Origin of the sequence: Proteus columbae, assembly GCF_009914335.1 — a bacterium.
GTDB lineage: Bacteria > Pseudomonadota > Gammaproteobacteria > Enterobacterales > Enterobacteriaceae > Proteus.
In genome coordinates this window covers 2,413,456-2,436,348 of the sequence record NZ_CP043925.1, presented here as the reverse complement: position 1 = coordinate 2,436,348, position 22,893 = coordinate 2,413,456, and the positions used below count along the sequence as shown (strand labels likewise).

Here is a 22,893-nt window from a genome sequence, read left to right as displayed (position 1 = left end):
CAGCATCACAGCATCACAGCATCACAGCATCACTTAGTTGTGAACCTTGATAATCTTCTTAATAAATCGCTATATTGCTATTGTCGTTTGTAAGATTGTTAATTGTATCTGTTTTATTAACGCAAACGTCAAAACGACAAAATTCCATAAAATCATCATGCAAAAGTTGAATAAGTACATCTGTATTTTTCGGTTGGTGCCCTTGTGAAGTATTTTCTTTTGTTGGAGGGCAAAACTGTACTGCTAATATTGGTGATAATGGATTGCTACTCTCTGAATTTCCTTTAGAAGAACTGACTGCGGGTACTCAATCAGTCATTGTCGTCGGTTGGCATGACGGTGAACGTAAACGTTTTTCGACTTATTACCAATGGATTGATTTTGAAGGTAGTATTTATTGGATCACAAAAGATCCTCAAACAGGGAAAAAAACGAAGCATTATAGAACGAATACCTATAAAACAACCGAGTTAGGCGAGTTGGTTTTGCTGAAAACAGATGAACGTGAACAAGATATTTCTTGGCAAAAAGACTAATGTTTGCTTAAAGAAAATTTAATACGCTCCAAAGCTCAATAATTTTATTGGGCTTTTTCTAATGGTAAATATTTAATAACATTTTAAATAACTAAAAATAAAACCAGCTCACATACCAAGATGAATAGTTATGATAGTAGTAAGGTTTTTATAACTTAATGAAAAAATAATGGGATTACTGATTAAAGCACTGATAGGTGCGTTTGTAGTGGTATTAATCGCCGTTTTATCGAAATCTCGTCATTACTATATTGCGGGATTGGTTCCGTTATTTCCAACTTTTGCGCTTATTGCACATTATATTGTTGGCTCTGAACGTTCTATTGATGCGTTACGAACCACAATTATTTTTAGTTTATGGGCTGTTATTCCTTATATGATTTACCTTATTTCACTCTATGTGATGATCAACTATGTAAAACTATTTACAGCATTGGCTACGGCGGTTATTTGCTGGATTATCGCGGCTTGGTTGCTTATTCAGTTATGGAATAAACTTCATGGATAGAGTATTTACTCTTACCTATTTATTACTACGCCAAAAAATAAAGATAGAGAGAATATGAGAAAAGCACTACAACAAAAAATAATTCAAATATGTAATGACAAAATTTCAGCTAAAGGAGAGGGCGTGGGATTATCATTTTATGCTTTTTTTGCTAATAAAAATGACAACCCTGAATTAATTATGGAAGTTGCAACATGGTGGATAATGATACATAAATTTGATCACTTTGAAAAAGGAGTAAAAATAAAAAAATTAGTGCAATCAGAAATGGAAGATCACGGCTAATTTTCCTAGGATGAAGTTCATCTTTTTATAAAACGATTTTATTAAACTAAAAATTATTGATTATTATCACATTAAAGCCGGTCATAAACGGCTATGGTAATTACATGATTAATAACGTAAACGGTGATGATATGGAATATTGGTTTATTGCGTATAAAGTGCGTTCCAGAAATGGTGATACCTACGCCGGACATAAAATTGTAGAAACAGAGAGTGGGATCACACCCCATATTGCGTTAGAAAAAGCATGTCAGGAAGTTGCTGAAGGAGCACAAGCTGATATTCCTGCGGTGAGAGTAGTTGCTTTTAATCGTTTATAAGACATTCTACCTAATAGAAAATCCTACATTTAATTAATGTGGGATTTTTTTTATCTAAATCTAAGAGTTGGTTATTTAATGTACTTTATTTATAAACCGATTTAGTAATCGAAATAATAAAAAATAAGGTGTTCATTTATATAATTTAATTACATTGATCTGATAGCGCTTTTTTGTTTCTTTTACTTAAGTAAGATTCAATTATGTGATCTCAGCTCTACTAATTTATTTTTACTCATTGAATAAAAAAAGGCTTATGGTTAATGTGCATGTGGGCTAAGGAATAGCTCAATACAAGGAAATAAGAATCATTATTTTGATTTTTTAGTTATTAATAAAAGGAAATTTAATTATGACAGTATTAACCGTTTATTTATGTGGTACCGGATCTAACTCATTTGATAATAATAATCCGACCTTCTGGCAAGGCGAATTAGTCTCCACTTTAGCGCAAAACAACCAAGGAAGAGAGTTTGCACAGTGGTTTATTGTTGATGGCCCAGGTAGTGGTAATCTGCAAGAAGATGATTTATGGGTTGAAAGTCCTAATTACTCTGATATCAAGGGTTCGCTATTTGGTAGTGGTTGGGAAGAAAACGTGAAGCATGCACTTTGCTTAATGAAAGGTAACTTTGATTGGCAACGTGAAAAGTTAACCGAAGAGCAGTATAACCAACTGAAAAAAGCGGGCATTCCCATTGAAGATGTCAAAGTAACAGGCTCTTTTTTATGGCGTAAATATGACTATGGCGATCGTCAAGTCACTCAGCAACAACTTCAACAGCAAATTATTCGAATCTTCCGTAAAGATGGCATTATTCCAACACAAGTTAACTTAGTGGGTTGGAGTCGTGGTGGTATTACTTGCCATATGTTAGCGAATGCGATGTTGGCAGATTCTCAATTAAAAGATATTCCTGTGAATATTTTTGCTATTGATCCTGTTCCAGGTCCACTGAATTTCCAACCTGAAAAAGTCACGCTTGGTAAAAACGTTAAAGAATATGTCGGATTTTATGCAAGAGATGAACGCTCTAAAGGATTTACTTGCGTGATCCCAACCGTCGCTGCTGATACAAAAATGCATATTTTCCCTATTTCAGGACGCCATGCCACATTAGTGGGTAATGCTTCTATTGATGGTAGTGAAGGCGAAAATGCATTATATGCACCGGGTCTAGTGGTTCGCCACTTTGCAGAAGTCTGTTTAACTCGCTGGGGCTGTGATTTAGCAAATAAATTAGCCTTAACTGATACACAAATTACAGGCTATCACACCGATATTGCTAATGATGCAGATAAATATATAGCAATGCGTCGTAAAACCTATTCTATCCATGAAAGTACGGGTAAAGATGAACGTAAAGTTTCATTAGGTAAAGAGGGTAAAGCATTCTCTGAGATCCACGGTGGACAATATAATCCATCAGTAGGTTTAACCGCAGATTACTTATCTAATCAGCAACTCTATGATGTGATTAAATAAATTATTATTTATCAGATTATTATGAGCTAATAAGTCGCCCACAGTGAAGTGGGCGATTCTAATTTCAATCATTATCACATTATTTATCACAGTTTCTGACTAGGAAAATGAGGGGTGATTTAATATACTACCCTTTGAGAGCTAACAGAATTCCAATAGACATAGACAGACTGTAGGAGGTTTCTATGCCTGAGTTTACTGTTAGAGTTGAGTTATCTGATCCTGAAAATGCAGACTATGTGTTATTAACACAAAAGATGGTAAAAGAAGGATTTAAAAAAGAGATTGATGGATTCAAAGGTAAATATGTTCTGCCTCTTGCAGAGTTTAATTACCATACTGAAACTAAAGATCATAAAGAAGTTATCGAGTTGGCTTTTTCAATTGCAGAGAAAATAACCTTAAATCCTGCCATTTTAGTGACAGAAGTAAAAAATAGAGCGTGGAAAGGGTTAGAACGACTTTAAGATTATCTTTATAAAATAGATAAGCAAAGTAATAAAGGCTCGTGGGGAGTCTGAACGTATTGAGATTGATAGTTTTATCGTCTACTTTTCTATATTGAGTATCTATTCTTTTGCGTTTCTCACTATAAAAACGCACTATCAACATTATCATTTCATTATTTATATTAAACACAAATTTTGTCGATGATATCGCATTATCATTGATTGTTTTGTTATCACTTTTAAACCACGGGATAAAGCGTATGAATTGGATTTTAAAATCATTTTCACAACTCACCACAGAGGAGCTTTACGCTATTTTGGCATTAAGAAATCAGGTTTTTATTTGTGAACAGCAATGTGCTTATCAAGATCTGGATGGGTTAGATCAAAATACATTACATCTGTTTGCGAAAGGGGAAGAGGATCAGCAACTGATTGCTTATGCACGCTTATTACCGCAAGGTATCGCATTTAAAGAAGCCTCAATAGGGCGAGTGATTGTTGCTCAACATCAGCGAGGAAGTGGTATTGCTCATCAGTTAATAAAAGAGGCGATTGCAACTACGTGTCGTCAATTTAATACCCATACAATAAAAATAATGGCACAGACTTATTTAGTCTCATTTTATCAATCACATGGTTTTGTTATCGATTCAGAAACTTATCTTGAAGATAACATTCCACATATTGATATGGTGTTAGTGCAATCTGTACAATCTATGTCTATGTAATCAAAACCAAAAGAACAAAAATGGTAAATGTTGATTTTCACGTTACCGATAACAAGTTAAGCTGAATAATAAGAGATGTTATTTTCTAAATAAAGACGCCATTAGCTAATAAAACCGCTTTTGGCGCAGAGGAGAGTTATTTCAGGTTGAGATCAGGATAATAACTATGTTCTGTAAACTGACCATAGCTATTTTGTACCCTCTGCTCTTGTTCAGTCTGTCTTATTAATATGCCAAGCTCATCTAGACGAGCCCGTAATAAATTTCGCGTCTCATTTTCGTTTTCTAAGATTTTCTTTAGCATATCTGTGAGGCGTTGTTGTAGTCTCAGCTCACCGTCAGCAGGTTTTATCATCTTAGTGATACTTTCTACGCTTTTTAAATAATCCATTTCCATTTCTATCAGCTTATCCCATTGCTGATCTTTGGCAAGCGTTAACATTTGCTCACTTGATTTTAAAACATGCTCGTAAGCCGCCATAATATCCATATTGTTATCCACTCTAATTTAATAAGAATTAATCTGTGTGCCGATTTGTTGCCAAGCATCAGAAATTTCAGTTAAGAGCTTGATGACTTCATGAATTTTTTCTGGATTATTTTTTAAGTTAGCATTGAGTAGCTGATTAACCATATAGTCATAAAGGAGCTCCAGATTTTCTGCAAGCTCGCCACCTTTTTCTTTATCCAAACCTTGCTTTAACCCGTTACCAATAATATTAATGGCTTTAGAAATATTTTCGCCTTTACCTACGATATTTCCTTGCTCCATTAATATTAATGCACGGCGAAGGGCGCTAAGCGCCCCATTAAATAGGATCTGGATCAGCTGGTAAGGCGTGGCATTTAAAATCTCGCTTTCAACGTCGATTTGAGCATACATTTTACTGGCTGATTGTTGATACATATTATCCTACTTTTAAAAATTACATTAATAAACGGCCGATTGATGCACTAGAGTTAGTCATGGAGTTCACCATTTTATCTAACTGTTGGAACTGATTTTTATAACGTTCCATCGTGGCGGCAATATTGCGTTGAGTGTTTTTAATTTGGTTATCTAACGTTTTTTTACGTTTTTTTACACCATCAGTGGCAATATCTAAGGTGCCATCTGTAGATTGCAGTGTTTTCTTTAGGTAATTATAGGTTTGAGTACCAAATCCTGTCTCTTTACCATCACCCATAAAAAACTCTTTGACGTTAGCTGGCTTTTCTTTTAACGCATCATCAAGTTTTTTATTGTCGATTTCTAATGTGCCATCGACTTTAAATTTAATACCCATTTTATTAAGGGTATCTAATTCAGATGTGCTTTGTGAGCTAGTAACAAAGCTTTTTAGCTCAGACATAATCATACGGCTGGTGCTATCACCTAATAAAACCCCGTTGTTTTTAGACGATTCTTCGCCTTTTTCAACTTGGGTGTATTTGGTTAAATCTTTATACGTTGTGCTCAGTTCGTTATAAGCATCAGTCCAGGCTTTAATCGCCTTTTTCATTGGTTCAATGTCACGCGCTACATTGATAATTTCAGGCTTATCGACACCATCTTTATTATTGTCAGTGGTTTTTTTCAGATTTAAAACGATCCCTTCAGGCGCATCTTTAATCTCATTAGTCTGACGTTCAATCGCAATTCCGTTAACGGTTAATTTCGCATTTTTAGCGTCAACAATTTGTCTCATGCCTGATGTATGTGATGCATCGTCTTTGGCCGTTGAATTCGACAGGAATTGATTTAACTTATCATCACCTTCAACGGTGATTTTCATTTCAGATTTAGTACCTTCTTTACGTGAAGTTAGCACTAAATAGCTAGTATTATCATCAGCTTTAACAATAGTCGCTGAAACATTACCTTCTTTTTTATTGATAGCATCACGTAATTCAAGAATTGAAGTTTGTTTATCTTCTAATTCGATACGTAATGGTTTTTCTTCGCCGGGTTGTGTAATAACTAATGTCCGTTTATTACCTTCACCTAAGGTTTCCCCAAGCGGTTTCTTTACATCACTGACTGCTGTAGATTTTAATGTTTGAGCTTGAGCTAATTGGGTAACAGAAACGGTGTAGTTACCGACACTTGCTTTACCATCAGTGGTAACTTTAAAAGCATCAAATTCATCTTCAACTTTAGTACCTACAATTTTGTCGAATTTTTTTAAATCTTCTGATGCTTTTTGTAATTTATCGAGCTGTCCGCGCATTTTACCGTAAGCAGTAATTTGAGCGTCGTAGCTTTTCATCTGTTTATCAAGGGGTTCAAGGCGCTTATTTTCCGCCGCTTCTAATTGTGCCAATGTTTGACCTAGAGGCATCCCTGAGCCTACGCCTAGTGAAGCAATACCAGCCATACTGGTCTCCTTTCTGTGTTCGTAAAATGATCCTCAAAAAATGTTATCGGTAGAATCGGCGAAAAGTTTACGTCTATTTAGTATTTTTGATGAGTGAAACAGGCTGCCATATAGAAGCCTTTTATTGCCATTGATGACCAAAGTCGAATTTAGATGGGTTAAAAAAACGTTGAGACGAAAATTGATAAAAAATAAATAAAAAAATGATAATTTAATTTCTTTATTTATCATTAACTTGATATCGATTCTATAAAAAATCGCAGAAATTTTTGTAGGAAAAGTTAAAGGTTGTATGTGGAGTGCCGATAAACTTGTTGCCGGTGATTAACACCGAAAATGAATAGGCAAACTTTTATTTTATCGACTTGATTTTAAAGGAATCTAGCTATGGCACAAGTCATTAATACCAACTATCTGTCTCTGGTAACTCAAAACAACCTGAATAAATCTCAGGGAGCTTTAGGAAGTGCAATCGAGCGTCTGTCTTCTGGTTTACGTATCAACAGCGCGAAAGACGATGCAGCAGGTCAAGCGATTGCTAACCGTTTCACTTCAAACGTAAATGGTTTAACTCAAGCAGCACGTAATGCGAACGATGGTATCTCTATCGCTCAAACTACTGAAGGTGCTTTGAACGAAATCAACAACAACTTACAACGTATCCGTGAGTTAACAGTTCAAGCTAAAAACGGTTCTAACTCAGAATCAGATATCAAATCAATCCAAGAAGAAGTTGGTGAGCGTTTAAAAGAAATCGACCGTATTTCTGAACAAACTCAATTCAACGGCGTTAAAGTACTGAGCGGCGAAAAAGAAAAAATGACCGTTCATGTTGGTACTAACGATAAAGAAAAAATTGAATTTGATCTGAAAAAAGTTGACAGCAAAACGCTGAAAGTTAACGAATTAGAAGTTGGCGCAGAAGCATTTAGTGGTGTTAAAGCTGCTGATTTAACTGCTAAAGATGCAGCTGCATTAGCTCCTGCTGATGCTGATGGTAAAGTTGCTACGGGTTTAGGTAAAGTTGACGTAAACTATGGCGGCAAGGCTCAAAACGTTGATGTTAAATCTGCAAGTGTTGATAAAAATGGTCAACATTATATCGTTGCTGAAGTTGCAGAAGCTGATGGTTCTAAGAAAGATGTAACTTTCAAAGCTGATCTGAAAGTGACTAATCCTGCATTAGCTACTGGTGATAAAGTAATCAAATTTACAGCGGGTAGTGATGTTAAAGTTGCAACTGCGGATGACGTAACTAAAGCAGAAGCTAAAGCAGAAGCTCAACTGAAAACTTTAGATGACGCAATCAACACTGTTGACGGTATGCGTTCTTCTTTAGGTGCGATTCAAAACCGTTTTGAATCTACTATCAACAACCTGAACAACACTGTTAACAACTTATCTGCTGCACGTAGCCGTATCCTAGATGCTGACTATGCAACAGAAGTTTCTAACATGAGCCGTGGTCAAATTCTGCAACAAGCGGGTACTTCAGTACTTGCTCAAGCAAACCAAGTACCACAAACTGTTCTGTCTCTGTTACGTTAATTCGTACACTGACACAAAAGATACCTTTCTATATTCAAAAGGTCCTCGTAAGAGGGCCTTTTTATATTAAGTAAACTATCTTTCTTACCTTTTAATTTTTTTAATTTCATTAAATATTAATAGATTGAGATTTATTATTTATTTTATGATATCTCAAGCATTAAATTTTATTGAATTGAATATAATAGAGCATTATTACTATTGTAAAATATCAATTAATTAAGATATTAGTTGTTTCATTTTTTGGTCTTATCTATCGAGTGTGGCGAAATTGTGACGAGTTCACTATATTTACTTAAATGTTCTGTATTTAAATGGGCGTACCTTTTAACCATTTCTAAAGTCTCCCATCCTCCCATTTCTTTAAGTACCATCAATGGGGTTCCATTTTGCACATGCCAACTTGCCCATGTATGTCTCAAATCATGAAATCTAAAATCAACCAATCTAGTTAACTTTATTGCTCGTGCGAAATCCTCTAAGCCGATTGAATGTTTTTTCTTTCCAGTTCTAGTAAATATGTAATCGAATTTTCGTGGGATATTTTTTAGAATATTTACTGCCTCTTCATTAAGTGGAAGAGTGCGAGCTCGTTTCGACTTTGCATTTTCAGCAGTAATAATAGCTATACCTTTGTCTAAGTCTACATTGCGCCACGTTAATGAAAGTAATTCTCCTTGTCTGGCTCCAGTCAGTAAAGCTAAACTAACAAGGTCTTTCATCCACTTAAGTTTTAAATTATTAATTAAATCAATTGCTTGCTCTTTTTTAATCCATCGGACTCTAACCGTAGGTTCCCTCATTCTTGGAATATATAATTGTTCTTTAATCCATCCCATTTTATGAGCAAGTGAAAAAGCTCGCATAATGAAAGCTCTATATCTATTTTTAGATGCATTAGATAGCTTTCTTTTTCTCGCTGTACTATAAATAGGTAAAGAGTTAGCTATTTCTTCCCTTGTGATTGTTGATATTTTTCTCCCTTTAAAAATACCTAAGAAATATTTAGCTTGGGTCTGTTTATTTGAAAAACTTCTCTGTCCTTCTGCATCTTTTAAAGCAAGAATAATAATTTCATCGAAGATCTTATCAGGATGCTTATCCAATTTATCTAGTTGCCATAAGTCATATTTCAACTTGTCATGATATTCTTGCGCTTTTGTTTTGTCCGAGGTGCCAGCAGATTGTCTAATTCTTTTTCCATTTGGAGATGTGATATCAATCCAGTATTTTTTACCTCTTTTGTAGATCGGCATTTTGAATTTCTCCCACCACTGACTAATGTTAGCCAGTAAATATTGTTGTCATTAAACTGTGCTAGCTCAAATTTTTTCAAACTTTCGCGGTTTGCTCTCCATGAACCACCTACTCGAAACATAAAAAAATTAGTAGGATTTCGATATATAGTATGACGAGAAATCTTTAGTTTCCTTGCGTACTCTTTCAGTGTGAAATAACTATCATCATCCATTTATCTTTCCTTTACATAACTCATAAAAACGGCGTAGGAACATTGACTTTGCTTGTGGTGGTGTTAGTGGGTTAACAACAAAATCACTTTCTGGAATATCATCAAGCATTAACCAATTACTACCAACATCAATTTCCAAATCACGTTTTTCTGTGGCTAACATCATTAAGTCAGCAAAATTAACTGCATCAGATATAGTTGATGGCAGATCTTTTACATAGGCTTCACTAGCATCATGAAGTAAGGCTTCTAAAGCATATTCAGGTGCAACTAAATAGCTGACATATACCAAGTGTTGAGCAACTGAATAGAAATTATCAATCAGCCCATTAAAGCGACATTCATTAGCAAGGCCACTGGCAATATCTTGAATATCTATATCTTCGATCCGTACATCGAGATAATAGAAATGTTTATTTGTTGTTGTTGCAATATAAGACATTATTCTCTCCACACAATTTTATAAACGCCACCAAGTTAGTGGCGTTTGTATGATTAATTACGCTGAAAATTTACCAATGAATATTTCAATTTTGCTTTCATTGAATTTATTGCAAAGCATATCTCGAAACTCTTGAGCGATTTGTTCTTCAAGTTTTTCAAGTTGAATGATTCGAAGGACTAAAACGGGAATATCATCACCAGTGAGTACGCTATAACGTAATTTAATGCTACGTTCTTTTAATTCGTCATAAGGAGTACAAGTAAACTGGAATGTGGCAGGCATAATGTCTTTGCTTTTTGCTTCAACATTTTCTAACACTGAGCGCTTAGCACTAAAATCAGCATCTTCATGTTCAGCAGAGCGTGTTGATTCAATCGTAATACGACGAACAGCAGAAATAGCTTGTTTGATATCTAAAACATTACCGTCAGCATCAAATGCCATTAAATAATCGTGCCAATCTTCTAACCACTCGGCTAATTGTTTTTGACGATATTTAACACCATCCATTTTTAATAATGCTGTGAATGGGGCGGTTTGTTTTAATTTCACAATAGCAGTGTTATCAGCATGACCTGCTTTACCTATTGTGCCGAGATTAAAAATAGTTTCTGCACTCATTTCATCGGCATCAATAAAGCAACTAACACCTTCTTCAATCGCATTCTTGATTGAGTATTTAACAAAGTCGCTGATACTGGTTGTTTTCATTTCCCCGCGAAAACGGAAACGACCTTCTTGTAAATTTTCTAAACTACTTACTTTAAAGTCATTCGGAAGCACAATCGCTGGGCATAATGACTTCTCTATTGCATTGAGACTTAATGAAGCCACTGTCATATCTTGAATTTGCGAAATAGCATTACTGTCTAATTGAGACATGAGTAAACTCCTACTTATTTAAAAGTATTAAATTAAATGGACAGGTTTAATTAAAAATAAGAAAACTAATTAATGGCTTTTAATTTACCTTCGGGTTGACCTTGTAAAGAAAATAATTGACCTTGATCTTCTTGCATAATGGTCAACTTGCCACCTTTACCCACGTACATAGGTGTTTTGGTGGTATCTTCCTCAGTCCGTTTTCCTCTAGGTGTTGGTGCAGAGAATTTAAGCTTATGAGCTATTTCAACTCGTTTTTCTTCCATTGAATTACTAATGCGAGCAAAATCTAATTCAATAGTGACTTTGCCTTTTCCACCATTATTTAAAACGCCTAAAGCCACATCATTTAAAACAGCAGAGACTTTATTTTCAAAAACGCCAGCATCTAATTCAGAAAGAAAGTCAGGGACATTTGTCTTACGATCTTCTTGGCTCATTTCTATAACCTCATGTTATCTCTTCACACAATAAGAAAGGGCACTAGCGAGTTGATACAACCCGGATAAGACATTTCACAAGCAATACCAGTACCCTTAGTTATTGTTAGATTTGATAAAAATGGCTGACTGAGCAGAACATTATCACCACACCCCCGTTAATGGTTAAAGACTCAATCAATCATTGTTCCTCGTTTTTGACCCAGAAGAAAGGAGAGGGTATCTGCAGCACTTAAAAGAGCTTCCCGCTGACGCCACAAAACACATTGTGCTTCAACTATTGGGTAAGGGACTGAATCAGATACCGGACGCAGTTCAGTGGCTACAAACAGTGCTCCGTTCTTAACAAACTCAGATTCTTCACTATGTTTTACAAATTTAATCCAACCGATGGTTTCGTGTAGCTCTAACCAAAAGTCTTCATGGATATTGTCGGTTGACAGAGTTAGCGCGTTCTTATGAAAGACTAAGGCATAGATTTTGATGTTTTGTTTTTCATTAGTAATATTACTCACGCTAATTTCCCTCCACACAATTGATTCTCTTCACACATAAAAAATCATTTACTTTGTATTTGAGTAGGCATTGGTAATATTGTTGACACCAATAAGATAGCGTAACGCTAATGTTTGGTCAATAGCATTACGCTAATAAATTTGTGTTTATTTTTTTGGGGATTTGTTGAGAGGCAAAAATAATGGCTTTCCATCAGACCAAGCAAGTTTAAGCTCTGGTTTTGATCTTATTTTTATTGCTTTTATTGTTTGCAAACCATTTTCTTGATTTTAGTTCTAACGAGTCAGCATGAGCTTTAGCATCTGTATCAACCCACTGAGGGATTGGCGTGGAAGTGTCTTTATGTAAAATAAAATCAATTATTGACTTTATTGCGTCATCAGCAGAATCATAAGCTTCTAGAAAGCTATTATTTCTATGAGATTTATCAGTCTTACATGGAGTATGATCTAGTGTACCTATTTCTAAACCAAGCTTTTCTTCGATCTCTCTAGCTAAAGGGGAGCCCATATTTCTGGGGTTACCACTTTTGCTATCTATAGCCTTATTTCTTATTTGCGATAAGGTCGCATCTGTTTTTGCTCTTCCTAAAGCTATATTCAAGTTAGCAATAGTTTTATGTTGTTCAATAAGCATATTAAGCCATTCACGTCTAATTTCTTCAATAGTTTTCATATCATTGCCAATTTTATTTATTTTCTACATTAGATAGCAATGCACTAACCATTAGAAGAAGTGAAACGCTATTGACTAATGATAGCGAAACGCTATTATCTAGATGGGTAATATGTAAGGTAAATCAAATGACACTAAAAACATACACAAGTAACAAACGGGGAAAATCTACAGAACTAGCCAGAAAATTGGGAGTTCCAACGACACTTATTTCTCAATGGGCTAATGGTGTTCGCAAAATTCCTGCTGAACGTTGCCTTGAAATTGAGAAAGCGACGTTAGGTGTAGTTCGGTGTGAAGAGCTTAGACCTGATATTGATTGGTCGTATTTGCGTGGAACTCAACAATGATTTCCATAGTTTTTTATTGAATAAACAATAGCAAAACTATTTAAAGCAGTTAACTACAAAAATCTTAAATAAGGGTAGGAAATGAGTAACCAATCAATAAAACAGGTAGTGAAAGCAATGTGTGAGGCGACTGCTGGTGGGCGTGAGGCAATGGCTGGAGCACTTGGTCTGTCTTTAACATCATTCAACAACAAGCTTTATGAGAAAAACGGTTGCCGCTCATTTGATTTAAACGAGTTGTTAGCGATGCAAGATATTTCTAAGACCGTTTTATTTGCTGAATTTGTCGCTCGTGAATCAAATCGCTTACTCGTGGACCGGATCAGTCCTGCGGAACTGGATGAAACGGAATTGTTTGTACTGCGTAGTGGTGTTGACGAAATGCAGGGGCGTTTAGCTTTATTCATGAAAGATAGTTTGGCTGATGGCGTTATTGATAATGAAGAAGAACAGAAAATAAAAATGATGTTGGATGGATTAATTTCGCAGATCCGCACATTTATGAATGCGTTTGTTTCGTTACATCAAAAGAGAAATTAAAGATGGCTATATCCAGAAAGGGTGAAGCCAAAGGTGTACGGCCTCTGGCTTCGGTTTGCAAATTTCAATTGTGTGAAGAGAAATTAGCATGAGTAGATTAGCGCATTTAATACCTAAAAAGCAATTCCGGTGTTTACCTGTCTCGGGTAGTCAGTCATTTCGCTATGTAGAAATCATAGTCTCTGACGAACAACCAGACAACTACAAGAAACCTGCATGTTTGGTAGATAGACAGTCTCTTAAAAAGGCATGGGCTGATTTTTATTTTTCAAGTGGAGAGCGGGGCAATGAGCAATGAGAACCCAAACCAACTTGATCGCTACTACAAAAATCACCGAGGTATTGTTGTTCATGTTGTTCGTTATGACAGAGAAAAACAGCGAGTCATTTTTATGCTGGATGGTTGTGACGATCCGCAATGTGAACCCTTGCAACGATTTAAAGAGAAGTACACACGTATTAAGTAATGAGGTGGCAAGATGAGTTTATTATTACTAAAAAGTCGCCCTTTAGTCGTTATTCCTGAATTAGCGGTACGTCTTGGTTTAAATGAGGCGATGCTGTTACAGCAAATTCAATATTGGCTAACTGAAACTACTTCAGGTGTTGAATATGACGGCTCGCGCTGGATTTATAACACCGTCGAAGAGTGGAAGAATCAATTTCCTTTTTTCTCTGAGTCAACGATTAAACGTGCTTTTACTAATTTAAAAAAGCAGGGCGTTTTACGCATCGAGCAAATCAATAAATCGAATCATGACCGTACTAATTATTATGCGATTAATTACGATCACCACTTGCTGACCGAAGAGGTCAATATGACCCAATCGAATGGTGATAATTCATCTGATCGAACAGTTCAAAATGACCTTATCGATAAGCGCAAGTTGAAACCATCAAACAGTGCAAAATGTGCTGTTCTGAACGGGTCAAAATGGCCTGTTCTTACAGAGAATACAACAGAGATTACTTCAGAGAGTACAACAGAAACAGATCATTCGTCGCAGAATTCTGACGAATCCAGCGACCAGTCGAAAAATGATTTTTTAACTCGTTATCCTGAAGCAGTAATTTACAGCGCTAATGGGCAGAAATGGGGGGATGAAGATGATTTAAAAACAGCGAAATGGATGTTTGGTCGTGTTAAAAAACTGAATCCCTCCGCATTAGAGCCTACTTGGTATGACTGGGCGAACGATATCCGCCTGATGCGCCAAATCGATGGGCGTACCCATGAGCAAATTTGTGCCTTGTTCGATTGGGCTAACAAAGATTCATTCTGGCACAAAAATATTTTAAGTCCTCGAAAATTACGTAAACACTTTGATGAACTCACTGTCCGTAGCCAAGAGCCAAGGAATGAACCAAAAGTTCAAGTTGACACCGTTGAACGTGATAGTGCCTTTTCCCGCTTGATTGGCTCTCGCTCTAAACCTAAAAACCGCATTGAAGAAATTGCACTTGAGCTAGCAGGTAAAACAGGCATTCGTCGTATGAGTGAGTTTTCAGGTCGCCAAGCATGGAACAGCATTTGGAAGCAAGCGATAGAAATGTTACAGGAGGCTCAGTAATGCTAACTAAATACATTTTGTTCGTTAGTTTTTGGTTTGTAGTGACATTACTGATTGGGTTATGGGGGACTTATGCCTGAGTTGATGTTAATGGATATTGTGAAGGAGAGAACAATCTGCCCATTTAATCACGTGATGTACGGTCACGAGTAAAACGTGGAGAGAAATAGCATGATGCAAAAAACAATGGAAGTTTCAGTATTACCCATAATGAATCGTGAATTAACTATGTCGAGTCGAGAGATTGCCAGTTTAACCGGAAGTAATCACTCCGATGTTAAGCGTTCTGCCGATAGGCTTTTTGTTGCTCAAATTTTAACCCAGCCATTGGCTGAGTTCCCTTTTGAACATAACGGCAATCAATATACTGAATATCGTTTTAATAAAAGAGACTCTCTGGTGTTGGTAGCTCGATTGTCACCTCAGTTCACAGCAAAAATAGTTGATCGCTGGCAGGAATTAGAATCAAAAATGCAGCCAGTCATTCCTCAAACATTACCAGAAGCATTGCGATTAGCAGCAGACTTAGCGGAAGAAAAACAAAAATTGGAAAGTGAACTGGCGATTGCGACACCTAAGGCTCAGTTTGTTGATAATTATGTTTTATCCCATGGTTCTATGACGTTTCGACAAGTGTGTAAATTACTGCAGGCGAAAGAAACCGATTTTCGCTGTTTTTTAATTGATAAGAAAATTATGTATCGCTTGAATAATACGTTTACGCCTTATCAAACTCATGTCGATCTTGGTCGCTTTGAGATAAAAACGGGAACGAACCCAAAAAATAACCACGCTTTTGCACAATCAAGGTTTACTACTAAAGGTGTGAAGTGGATTGCAGGGTTATGGGCTGAATATAAAGTTGGGGATGAGATTTAATGAAACTACTCTTAACGCCCTATATTCAGTCTGACCTTGGCGTTGTTTTATTGAAGCCTGGAGCGGAGTTGCTTAAGCAATTTAAACCACATTCTCGCGTGATTATTAGCGATGTACCAAAAAGTTTAGATAAATGGCCTTCTGGGGCATTAACAGGAAATGAACAGCCATTATTGGATAACAAGGGCATTGTTGATTTTTTGAATAATAAAAAAGTTATCCAAGTTATGGGGGGATTGTCATCGATGAATATGTGGATAGGCAGAAATATCCATTGTTGTCAGATTAACGATAAGCATGACAGTTATCATCACCATGAATTAACAACCACATGGCATAAAGACGGTGTGATACGGACTTGTTGGTACCATGATAATCATATTCGCCATTCATCAGCTGAGTGGGTTGCTGAATTGGCTCATAAAAATCGTATTGCTTGGATGGTAGACACTATTCGTAGTCGTTTGAGATTAGATAGTGGCCACCAGCTGACAATACCCGATTTTTTCTCATTTGCTGTGATGCATAACTTGGTTGATGAATTACCTGATGCGATATTACGTCAAATTTTGGATTGGTCTGAAAAACCTAAAGAGCGCAGGGTACATGGTGGTTTTCCTGAAGCAGATATTATTCCAAGCAATGTAACAGCACTATCAACAATGAATGAACGATTAGACACGATAAGACCAGTCATAAAAGTTGCTATCGATCCTGAGCCACTAGCGTCATTCCTTTTGAAACCTAAAATACAACGTTGGGAGAATTCCCAATGGCTTCAATGGGTGAAAACACAGCCTTGTTGTGTTTGCGGACAACAAGCTGACGATCCACATCACATTATCGGCCATGGTATGGGAGGTATGGGAACGAAAGTTCATGACTTATTCACTATTCCATTATGTCGGCAACATCATGATGAGTTACATCGTGATCCCAAGTTGTGGGAAGCCACTTATGGTAATCAACTCGAATTATTATTTTCTTTTCTAAACCGCTCATTAGGAATGAGGGCATTGGTTTAACGTGTGTACAGAGCTGGGAGTATTAGCATGAGAGATATACAGGAAGTTTTATCACGTTGGGGAGCGTGGTGTGCTGATAATACTGAATCAGTTCAATGGTATTCTATCGCTGCAGGTTTTAAAGGATTAATACCTAATAAAGTGAAATCCCGTCCTCAGTGCAGTGAAGATGATGCAATGATAATTTCCAGTTGTATGGCTCAATTAAATAAAAAAAGTAGTGATATGCATGATCTATTGGTCGATTATTATTTGTTTGGAATGACCTTCATTCAGTTAGCAGAAAAACATCATTGTTCTGATACTTATATTGGAAAAAAACTACAAAAAGCGGAAGGTATCATTGAAGGAATGTTGATGATGCTTGAGGTTCCATTAGAAATGGATCGATATGTAGAAAAAAATCGTTTTAAGACTTTACGATCGTAAGATAATTGATATTGTGATAAGACTGACATCAAGGTCAACCAACTTATGAACCTCGCTTCGGCGGGGTTTTTTGTTATCTGGAGTTTATATGTATGAAGAATTCGATGGATTCTAAATATCCAGCTATAGCTGATTTAGTTAAAGCTAAACTTTACACCGAGCACGATAAGTTGTCAGAAGAAGAGCGCAAAGAGAGGAGCAGAAGCTTTAATTCTCCTGAGTTCTAAGGCATTACCTTCATAGATGGGGGATCATAGGTTAATTTATTGATATTATCTTGATGAGTTCCAATGACGTTATTTCAACCTGTAAGTAATCCTTGCAAGTTTATTTATCCAAAATTACCAGATAGATCTTTGATATGTGAGCTAAGGGTAAGAACAACTTAACTATTTAACATATTATCTCTTTGTGTACACAACAATAAGAGGTATTTATGTATCATCATTACTATGTTCATACATCTACTGATAATCATGGTGATTATGAGGTTCATCAAGATGGTTGCGACCATATGCCTAATGCGTCAAACCGGCAATATTTAGGTTATTTTACCAGTTGTGCTCAGGCTGTTTCTCAAGCAAAGGTTAATGGTTATAGAACTGCTGATGGTTGTTATTGGTGCTGTAGTGAATGCCATACATCATAAATAAAAAATGTGTGAATTAATCAAAGATCGCTTAGGCGGTCTTTTTTATTATCTAAAATAAGGAACGAATGTATGTACGCACTTAAATTAATTACTGAACGTGAAGGCCGTAAAGTAGAGGAGGTTCACCACTTAGGCGAAATGTATCGCTTAGAGTTTTATCCTGAGCCTGGAAATAAAGATATCGTAGCGCGAGTCGAACACACAAAAAAAGACTCTATTCCATCGTTTGATATTAAGCGTACAGACCAAGCCTACATTACAACAGTGACTGGAGATACTGTTCGTGTTATTTGCCGAGGCTAGCTTAAATTTGAGCAAAAAAAAAGCCGACACGCTAGGAGTTATGTCGGCATAAACTCTCGGGAATAGTGTTAATAACGAGATAAATTATCAATAAAACAATGTATCAATATCAGGGAAAACCAGATATGTGCTGTAATGATAATTATTATCATTAAAATATCAATTATATGAATCCACAACAGTGGTTTTTTTCTTGTCTAAATATGACATATATCAATAAAAGGTGCTCATCATGCCAAAAGAGATAAACGAATTACAGTTTAGTCTTCACTATGCTTCAGAAACAGACAGTGAAAAGAACACCTCTATCATTTTAACGGCGAATATCCATACGGCTGATGGTGAAACTCAACAACTGACACAATTAATTTGCACAACGTCTCCCGCAGGTAAAAAGCAATATCGAATCGGCTTGCAAAAAATTGGTAATGCTGGTGCTCCATTGCTGGTGGCGATTGAATCCTATTGGCGTAAAAACACACAAGAGAGTTGTGTTTATTTGTTAGAGAAAGCGAAGCAATTTATTCAGGGACACTTACAACAAACGAATACATGGATATCTATGTATGGTCTTGTGATTGTTTCTAATGCGTCACTGGAAGAACAGTTGCCTGAAGGTTTATTAAAGGCACTTAAAGTATCAATGCCCGCCTAATTTTTATCGTTTCACTTTTAACTCTCTCACACTCATCATCAACGGACACTCCTTTGGGGGTGACTATGCGTATGGAAAAATTAACCAATGTAACCTATGGAACAGCAGGCCTAACGGCCTTTTTTGCCAGCCTCTCATTATATGAATGGGGATTTGTTATTGGGATGGCGTTTAGCATGGTTCTGGGTTTAGCCACTTATTTTATGACTCGTCGAGAACAGCGAAAACGCACTCAATTATTTGAAGAGCTTGTTCAACATATTGACCCACAAAACCCGACTGAAACGTTAAAAAGGCTTGCTGAATTAATGGTGAAAGCACCAAAGGATATTTAATGTCTCTCAAACAGAAAATAGCGGCGCTAACAACAGCAGTAGCCACAGCAATCGCATTAGTAGTGATAGCCCATTTTGAAGGTGTGCGTTATGAACCTTATCGTGATGTGGCAGGCGTTTTGACGGTTTGTTATGGGCATACAGGCAAAGACATTATTCAAGGTAAGAGATACACACAACAAGAATGTGATGCGTTATTACAAAACGATTTTATTAAGACAAAACAACTAGTCGATGCATTAATCAAAGTTCCACTCGATGAGCACACCAAAGCCGCTTTATATTCCTTTGCTTTTAATGTGGGTGCTACCGCATTTGCTCGCTCAACATTACTCAAGAAACTAAATGCAGGTGATAGAATGGGTGCCTGTGAAGAAATTAAACGCTGGGTATATGCGGGTGGAAAGGTTTGGCGAGGGCTTGTCAGTCGTCGAGAGGCGGAGTCAGCACTATGTCATGGAAACCTTTAATCATCATTATCAGCTTTATCCTTGCATTACTCATTACAGTCGCTGGTGGCATTTATCTCTTGATTGATAACTCATGTACTAAAGACCAAGAGAGTTTAGAAAAACGTTGTCAGATTGCACTCTCACATCATCGGTACTAATCATGAAATACGAAAAACTCTATGCCGTCATCGCGATGACAGGTATTATTGTTGGTGGCTATTGGGTGATTAACAGGCAAGGTAACAGAATTAATCTGTTAGTAGAAACAAACAAAGAACTAACGATTGCTCTTGAAGAACAGAAGTCTATTAATACTGATTATCAAGCACGCATAATGCGATTAAATCAGTTGGATATTCAATATACGCAGGAGCTAGCGAATGCTAAGAATGAAATTAGTCGCTTGCGTGATATTAGCGAGCATCATCCTGAGCGGGTGTACATCAAAGCCGAGTGTCCCAAAGTCAAAACCACTCCCTCCACCAGCTTGGCTTATGCAACCACCGCCCGACCTACAGACACCGCTATCCGAAATTATTGGTTACTCAGAGAGCGAATTGCAGAGTCAGAACGAGTGATTCTTGGGTTACAGGATTATATCAAACATGAATGCTTAGAATAAAAAAATGCGCTCATGGTATAGAGCGCGAATAAAAAGTTATAAAAAATGAATTATGACGATATGTAGTATATTTATCTGTTTAATAAATTTCTAGTATCTAGTGTGAATTGTTAAGGAAAAATTAAGAGGAATGAAGGCATTCAAGAAAAAAGCCCAATATAAGAAATGGGCTAAACAGGAAAGGATATTAATCAATATTATGATCTTCTCTTAAGATATCATCAATTGTCATATAAATAAACGAATTAATCTAAATTACCACAATAAAAGGTTAAATTATTAAAAAATTAAATGGGATATCTCTGTATGATTGGAAGTAAGATAAAATTATTTTTATTTAATTTGGTTATGAAGATTAATGTTATATGCGGTGATCGAGTTTTAAAAATATAAATTTTTATACATTGATATTATGATTAAAATGAATTTTATATGATGAAATGATAGGGATTATAATTTCATTGAGAAATATTTGGATTATTTAATAATGATGTTATCCTAAAAGTAATAGAAAATACTATAAATTATTTTTATGAAAATGATAAATAAAATATTAATTATTATTACTCTGTTATCCTTATCAATTAATACTCAGGCATTAATGGAAAGAACTCTAGTTACAACGGCAACATATGAATCTTATGTTGCATGTGTTGCAGCGAAAGAGGATATAGCGTTTGATAATGTTTATCTTTTAATGCATAACAATAGAAATAAAGTAAACAGTGAAGGTGATCAAATACCATTATCTTTTAACCCTAGGTTTGATACTGAGTTACTTCAACATTATCATTTAATTTATGAACTTACAAAAGATGAGAGAATGGTGGATTGTGATATGTTTGCAAGCATTATTTATGATTCTTTGAAAGAGGAGTTTGATGTTTGTGATATGGGAGAATATTCACCTATGGGTAAAAAATATGAGGATGTTGTGTTATCTTTATTAAAATAGAAAGAATATTTTAGTATTTTATAAATTATATTGGATATAAATGTCTGAAATTGAGTTATATAAAATGGACTGAAATACTCAAATTACTAATCACTATAAGTATAGTGATGTTAATAAAGTATAACTCAGATAAACATATCAACCTTATTTTTGATTAGTTGTCTTTAGAAAGTTAGATATGGAATAAAAAAAGCCCCATGAGTTTGAGTTCATAGAGCGGCTGAAATGAAGCAACAATAAACATGTGTCAATTATACTGTTATTTCTGCATGATGCCAAGAAAAATATTGTATTTTGATTGTTTAACATACAGTTGTTATCAGATATTCTCTACGAATATCACTACGTTGCTATTTGGGGCATAACAAGCAATGCTAGTTATAGAGAAAGGAAGATAAGAAATATCCAACATAATCTCCATCAGTTTTGATTGCTGGTGGCTTTTTAATTGAAAGATATTATAAACAAGCTTTATCTTTATAGCTGCTGATTAGTAAATGAGGGGATACTAATATTATTGTTGAATTTGATATTTAGTGCTACTTTTAATAAGAAAAGCCCTTCATATCTATATGAACGAAAGGCTAAGTAGAACAAAATATCAATTTAATGATAAATATAGCGATACTATTATGCATAACTTTTTTAAGTATAATTACTAATTTGAGTTTAGCAAATTGTTTAGAAAAAAATCCCCTGTAAGCTAGGATAATTACAGGGGTGACAATAAAGCTAAAATACAGAGTCTAATCAGTGTGCCCAAAGGAAGACACTAAGTCTCATAGATAGAAGTAACTTATACGTTGTATAAGTTGCTAAGCATATATACTTGCTTAATATGTTTCTAGTGTTTAGATCAAAGATTAGATAAGTAACCTTATGATTTTTAATGGACACTAAAAATATTGGGTTAGAAATCGTTATTTATGAGGTTTTATGGTTAAGGATTACCTGTGATAACTTGTTTATTTTTTCATTGGGTGGATTCAGTGCCAAAAAATATCAGGTAACAGAGAATAGAATGTAAAGGTTACTTTATGAATAAAAAAACGCCTCGGGAGAGAGGCGAAAAACGGCGTTATAATTAACATATCATCAAGAAAAATATTAACTGATAAATTTTGATTCGTAAACTTAACTTATTAATTTATAAATAATTTTTTGTATAATCCTTGTGCAATATCTAAAATATCATATCTGTCTAGGTTTATAATGAAGATAGGTATTATCGTAACCAATTTTCATGTTGCATCAATAGTTAAATGAAAAAGAAGCCGGATCACAAAGATTGTGCGTATTTTTAAAAATGCTAGTTGATGGCATGATTTATAAAGGTATTAAGCTATGTGGAAAAAGTGCATTGATAAAGGTGAATTGTATCAAGGCACATTGGGTATGCAGTTAGCTACTATTTTATATGTAGCGTCGCGTTGTCGCTGTTCTTATTACATTAACGATGACATGTTCTCCTCACAT

At 35.6% G+C, this 22,893-nt stretch carries 32 protein-coding genes; 23 read left to right on the top strand and 9 right to left on the bottom strand.

The window, feature by feature from the left end; all coding sequences use genetic code 11:
* Positions 1-263 precede the first annotated feature (263 nt).
* From F1325_RS11655 to F1325_RS11625, 7 genes are all read left to right on the top strand, one after another.
* Positions 264-536, top strand: coding sequence for a hypothetical protein (locus F1325_RS11655; RefSeq protein ID WP_160230496.1), 273 nt, complete (start codon positions 264-266; stop codon positions 534-536).
* Positions 537-705: 169 nt separating this feature from the next.
* On the top strand, positions 706-1,044 hold the full coding sequence (locus F1325_RS11650; RefSeq protein WP_196564485.1) for a GlpM family protein: 339 nt from the start codon (positions 706-708) through the stop codon (positions 1,042-1,044).
* A 54-nt stretch (positions 1,045-1,098) separates the two neighbouring features.
* A complete protein-coding gene (locus F1325_RS11645) occupies positions 1,099-1,329 on the top strand; it encodes a DUF6500 family protein (protein ID WP_160230495.1) in 231 nt (76 codons plus the stop codon).
* Positions 1,330-1,433: 104 nt separating this feature from the next.
* A complete protein-coding gene (locus F1325_RS11640; protein WP_023581839.1) occupies positions 1,434-1,649 on the top strand; it encodes a hypothetical protein in 216 nt (71 codons plus the stop codon).
* A gap of 352 nt (positions 1,650-2,001) precedes the next feature.
* Positions 2,002-3,135 carry a hypothetical protein gene (locus F1325_RS11635; protein ID WP_160230494.1) on the top strand — a complete coding sequence of 378 codons (1,134 nt, stop codon included), beginning with the start codon at positions 2,002-2,004 and terminating at the stop codon, positions 3,133-3,135.
* Between the two features lie 185 nt (positions 3,136-3,320).
* The gene (locus F1325_RS11630; RefSeq protein WP_109373775.1) at positions 3,321-3,602 is read left to right on the top strand and encodes a hypothetical protein; all 282 of its coding nucleotides are present in this window, start codon (positions 3,321-3,323) and stop codon (positions 3,600-3,602) included.
* 242 nt (positions 3,603-3,844) lie between these two features.
* Positions 3,845-4,315 (top strand): GNAT family N-acetyltransferase, encoded by a 471-nt coding sequence (locus F1325_RS11625; RefSeq protein ID WP_109373774.1) that lies wholly within the window; start codon positions 3,845-3,847, stop codon positions 4,313-4,315.
* A gap of 136 nt (positions 4,316-4,451) precedes the next feature.
* On the opposite strand, the gene fliT is transcribed toward F1325_RS11625, so the two are convergent.
* The 3 genes from fliT to fliD are packed head-to-tail and all read right to left on the bottom strand — an operon-like array spanning position 4,452 to position 6,672.
* Positions 4,452-4,805, bottom strand: a complete 354-nt coding sequence (fliT, locus tag F1325_RS11620; protein WP_023581843.1) for a flagellar protein FliT — start codon at positions 4,803-4,805, stop codon at positions 4,452-4,454.
* An 18-nt stretch (positions 4,806-4,823) separates the two neighbouring features.
* Positions 4,824-5,222: a flagellar export chaperone FliS gene (fliS, locus tag F1325_RS11615; RefSeq protein WP_109373773.1), complete on the bottom strand. Its 399-nt coding sequence runs from the start codon at positions 5,220-5,222 to the stop codon at positions 4,824-4,826.
* Positions 5,223-5,241: 19 nt separating this feature from the next.
* A complete protein-coding gene (gene fliD / locus F1325_RS11610; RefSeq protein ID WP_109373772.1) occupies positions 5,242-6,672 on the bottom strand; it encodes a flagellar filament capping protein FliD in 1,431 nt (476 codons plus the stop codon).
* A 387-nt stretch (positions 6,673-7,059) separates the two neighbouring features.
* On the opposite strand from fliD, the gene F1325_RS11605 reads away from it, so the two are divergent.
* A complete protein-coding gene (locus tag F1325_RS11605) occupies positions 7,060-8,220 on the top strand; it encodes a FliC/FljB family flagellin (RefSeq protein ID WP_160230493.1) in 1,161 nt (386 codons plus the stop codon).
* Between the two features lie 236 nt (positions 8,221-8,456).
* On the opposite strand, the gene F1325_RS11600 is transcribed toward F1325_RS11605, so the two are convergent.
* The 6 genes from F1325_RS11600 to F1325_RS11575 form a co-directional block, all read right to left on the bottom strand.
* Positions 8,457-9,476: a tyrosine-type recombinase/integrase gene (locus F1325_RS11600; protein WP_099075724.1), complete on the bottom strand. Its 1,020-nt coding sequence runs from the start codon at positions 9,474-9,476 to the stop codon at positions 8,457-8,459.
* A 207-nt stretch (positions 9,477-9,683) separates the two neighbouring features.
* Entirely contained in the window at positions 9,684-10,133 is a 450-nt protein-coding gene (locus tag F1325_RS11595; protein ID WP_160230492.1) for an HD family hydrolase, read from the bottom strand.
* Between the two features lie 57 nt (positions 10,134-10,190).
* Positions 10,191-11,018 (bottom strand): YfdQ family protein, encoded by an 828-nt coding sequence (locus F1325_RS11590; RefSeq protein ID WP_160230491.1) that lies wholly within the window; start codon positions 11,016-11,018, stop codon positions 10,191-10,193.
* Between the two features lie 65 nt (positions 11,019-11,083).
* Positions 11,084-11,458, bottom strand: a complete 375-nt coding sequence (locus F1325_RS11585; RefSeq protein WP_160230490.1) for a hypothetical protein — start codon at positions 11,456-11,458, stop codon at positions 11,084-11,086.
* Positions 11,459-11,631: 173 nt separating this feature from the next.
* Positions 11,632-11,973 carry a hypothetical protein gene (locus tag F1325_RS11580; protein WP_160230489.1) on the bottom strand — a complete coding sequence of 114 codons (342 nt, stop codon included), beginning with the start codon at positions 11,971-11,973 and terminating at the stop codon, positions 11,632-11,634.
* 208 nt (positions 11,974-12,181) lie between these two features.
* Positions 12,182-12,649, bottom strand: a complete 468-nt coding sequence (locus F1325_RS11575) for a hypothetical protein (protein WP_099075719.1) — start codon at positions 12,647-12,649, stop codon at positions 12,182-12,184.
* A 128-nt stretch (positions 12,650-12,777) separates the two neighbouring features.
* Between F1325_RS11575 and F1325_RS11570 the strand changes: the two genes are divergently transcribed.
* The 15 genes from F1325_RS11570 (at position 12,778) to F1325_RS11505 (ending at position 21,417) form a co-directional block, all read left to right on the top strand.
* A complete protein-coding gene (locus tag F1325_RS11570; protein WP_063108339.1) occupies positions 12,778-12,999 on the top strand; it encodes a transcriptional regulator in 222 nt (73 codons plus the stop codon).
* An 81-nt stretch (positions 13,000-13,080) separates the two neighbouring features.
* The gene (locus F1325_RS11565; protein ID WP_160230488.1) at positions 13,081-13,539 is read left to right on the top strand and encodes a YmfL family putative regulatory protein; all 459 of its coding nucleotides are present in this window, start codon (positions 13,081-13,083) and stop codon (positions 13,537-13,539) included.
* A gap of 287 nt (positions 13,540-13,826) precedes the next feature.
* A complete protein-coding gene (locus F1325_RS11560; RefSeq protein ID WP_099659597.1) occupies positions 13,827-14,006 on the top strand; it encodes a DUF4222 domain-containing protein in 180 nt (59 codons plus the stop codon).
* A 12-nt stretch (positions 14,007-14,018) separates the two neighbouring features.
* Complete coding sequence (locus F1325_RS11555) at positions 14,019-15,110, top strand: replication protein (RefSeq protein WP_160230487.1); 1,092 nt, start codon at positions 14,019-14,021, stop codon at positions 15,108-15,110.
* A 171-nt stretch (positions 15,111-15,281) separates the two neighbouring features.
* On the top strand, positions 15,282-15,989 hold the full coding sequence (locus tag F1325_RS11550) for a phage antirepressor KilAC domain-containing protein (RefSeq protein WP_160230486.1): 708 nt from the start codon (positions 15,282-15,284) through the stop codon (positions 15,987-15,989).
* A complete protein-coding gene (locus F1325_RS11545; RefSeq protein WP_160230485.1) occupies positions 15,989-17,014 on the top strand; it encodes a DUF968 domain-containing protein in 1,026 nt (341 codons plus the stop codon). The genes F1325_RS11550 and F1325_RS11545 overlap by 1 nt, the downstream gene beginning before the upstream one ends.
* 27 nt (positions 17,015-17,041) lie before the next feature.
* Positions 17,042-17,443 carry an antiterminator Q family protein gene (locus F1325_RS11540; RefSeq protein WP_160230484.1) on the top strand — a complete coding sequence of 134 codons (402 nt, stop codon included), beginning with the start codon at positions 17,042-17,044 and terminating at the stop codon, positions 17,441-17,443.
* 436 nt (positions 17,444-17,879) lie between these two features.
* Entirely contained in the window at positions 17,880-18,092 is a 213-nt protein-coding gene (locus tag F1325_RS11535; protein WP_160230483.1) for a hypothetical protein, read from the top strand.
* A 72-nt stretch (positions 18,093-18,164) separates the two neighbouring features.
* Positions 18,165-18,398, top strand: a complete 234-nt coding sequence (locus F1325_RS11530; protein ID WP_160230482.1) for a hypothetical protein — start codon at positions 18,165-18,167, stop codon at positions 18,396-18,398.
* Positions 18,399-18,630: 232 nt separating this feature from the next.
* Positions 18,631-19,053 (top strand): hypothetical protein, encoded by a 423-nt coding sequence (locus tag F1325_RS11525; RefSeq protein WP_160230481.1) that lies wholly within the window; start codon positions 18,631-18,633, stop codon positions 19,051-19,053.
* 65 nt (positions 19,054-19,118) lie between these two features.
* Positions 19,119-19,388, top strand: a complete 270-nt coding sequence (locus tag F1325_RS11520; RefSeq protein ID WP_160230480.1) for a hypothetical protein — start codon at positions 19,119-19,121, stop codon at positions 19,386-19,388.
* The gene (locus F1325_RS11515) at positions 19,388-19,858 is read left to right on the top strand and encodes a lysozyme (protein ID WP_160230479.1); all 471 of its coding nucleotides are present in this window, start codon (positions 19,388-19,390) and stop codon (positions 19,856-19,858) included. The genes F1325_RS11520 and F1325_RS11515 overlap by 1 nt, the downstream gene beginning before the upstream one ends.
* The gene (locus F1325_RS19185; RefSeq protein ID WP_167514943.1) at positions 19,840-19,998 is read left to right on the top strand and encodes a hypothetical protein; all 159 of its coding nucleotides are present in this window, start codon (positions 19,840-19,842) and stop codon (positions 19,996-19,998) included. The genes F1325_RS11515 and F1325_RS19185 overlap by 19 nt, the downstream gene beginning before the upstream one ends.
* Before the next feature lie 2 nt (positions 19,999-20,000).
* On the top strand, positions 20,001-20,462 hold the full coding sequence (locus tag F1325_RS11510; RefSeq protein WP_160230478.1) for a lysis protein: 462 nt from the start codon (positions 20,001-20,003) through the stop codon (positions 20,460-20,462).
* A 532-nt stretch (positions 20,463-20,994) separates the two neighbouring features.
* On the top strand, positions 20,995-21,417 hold the full coding sequence (locus F1325_RS11505; protein ID WP_129586838.1) for a hypothetical protein: 423 nt from the start codon (positions 20,995-20,997) through the stop codon (positions 21,415-21,417).
* Positions 21,418-22,893: the final 1,476 nt, after the last annotated feature.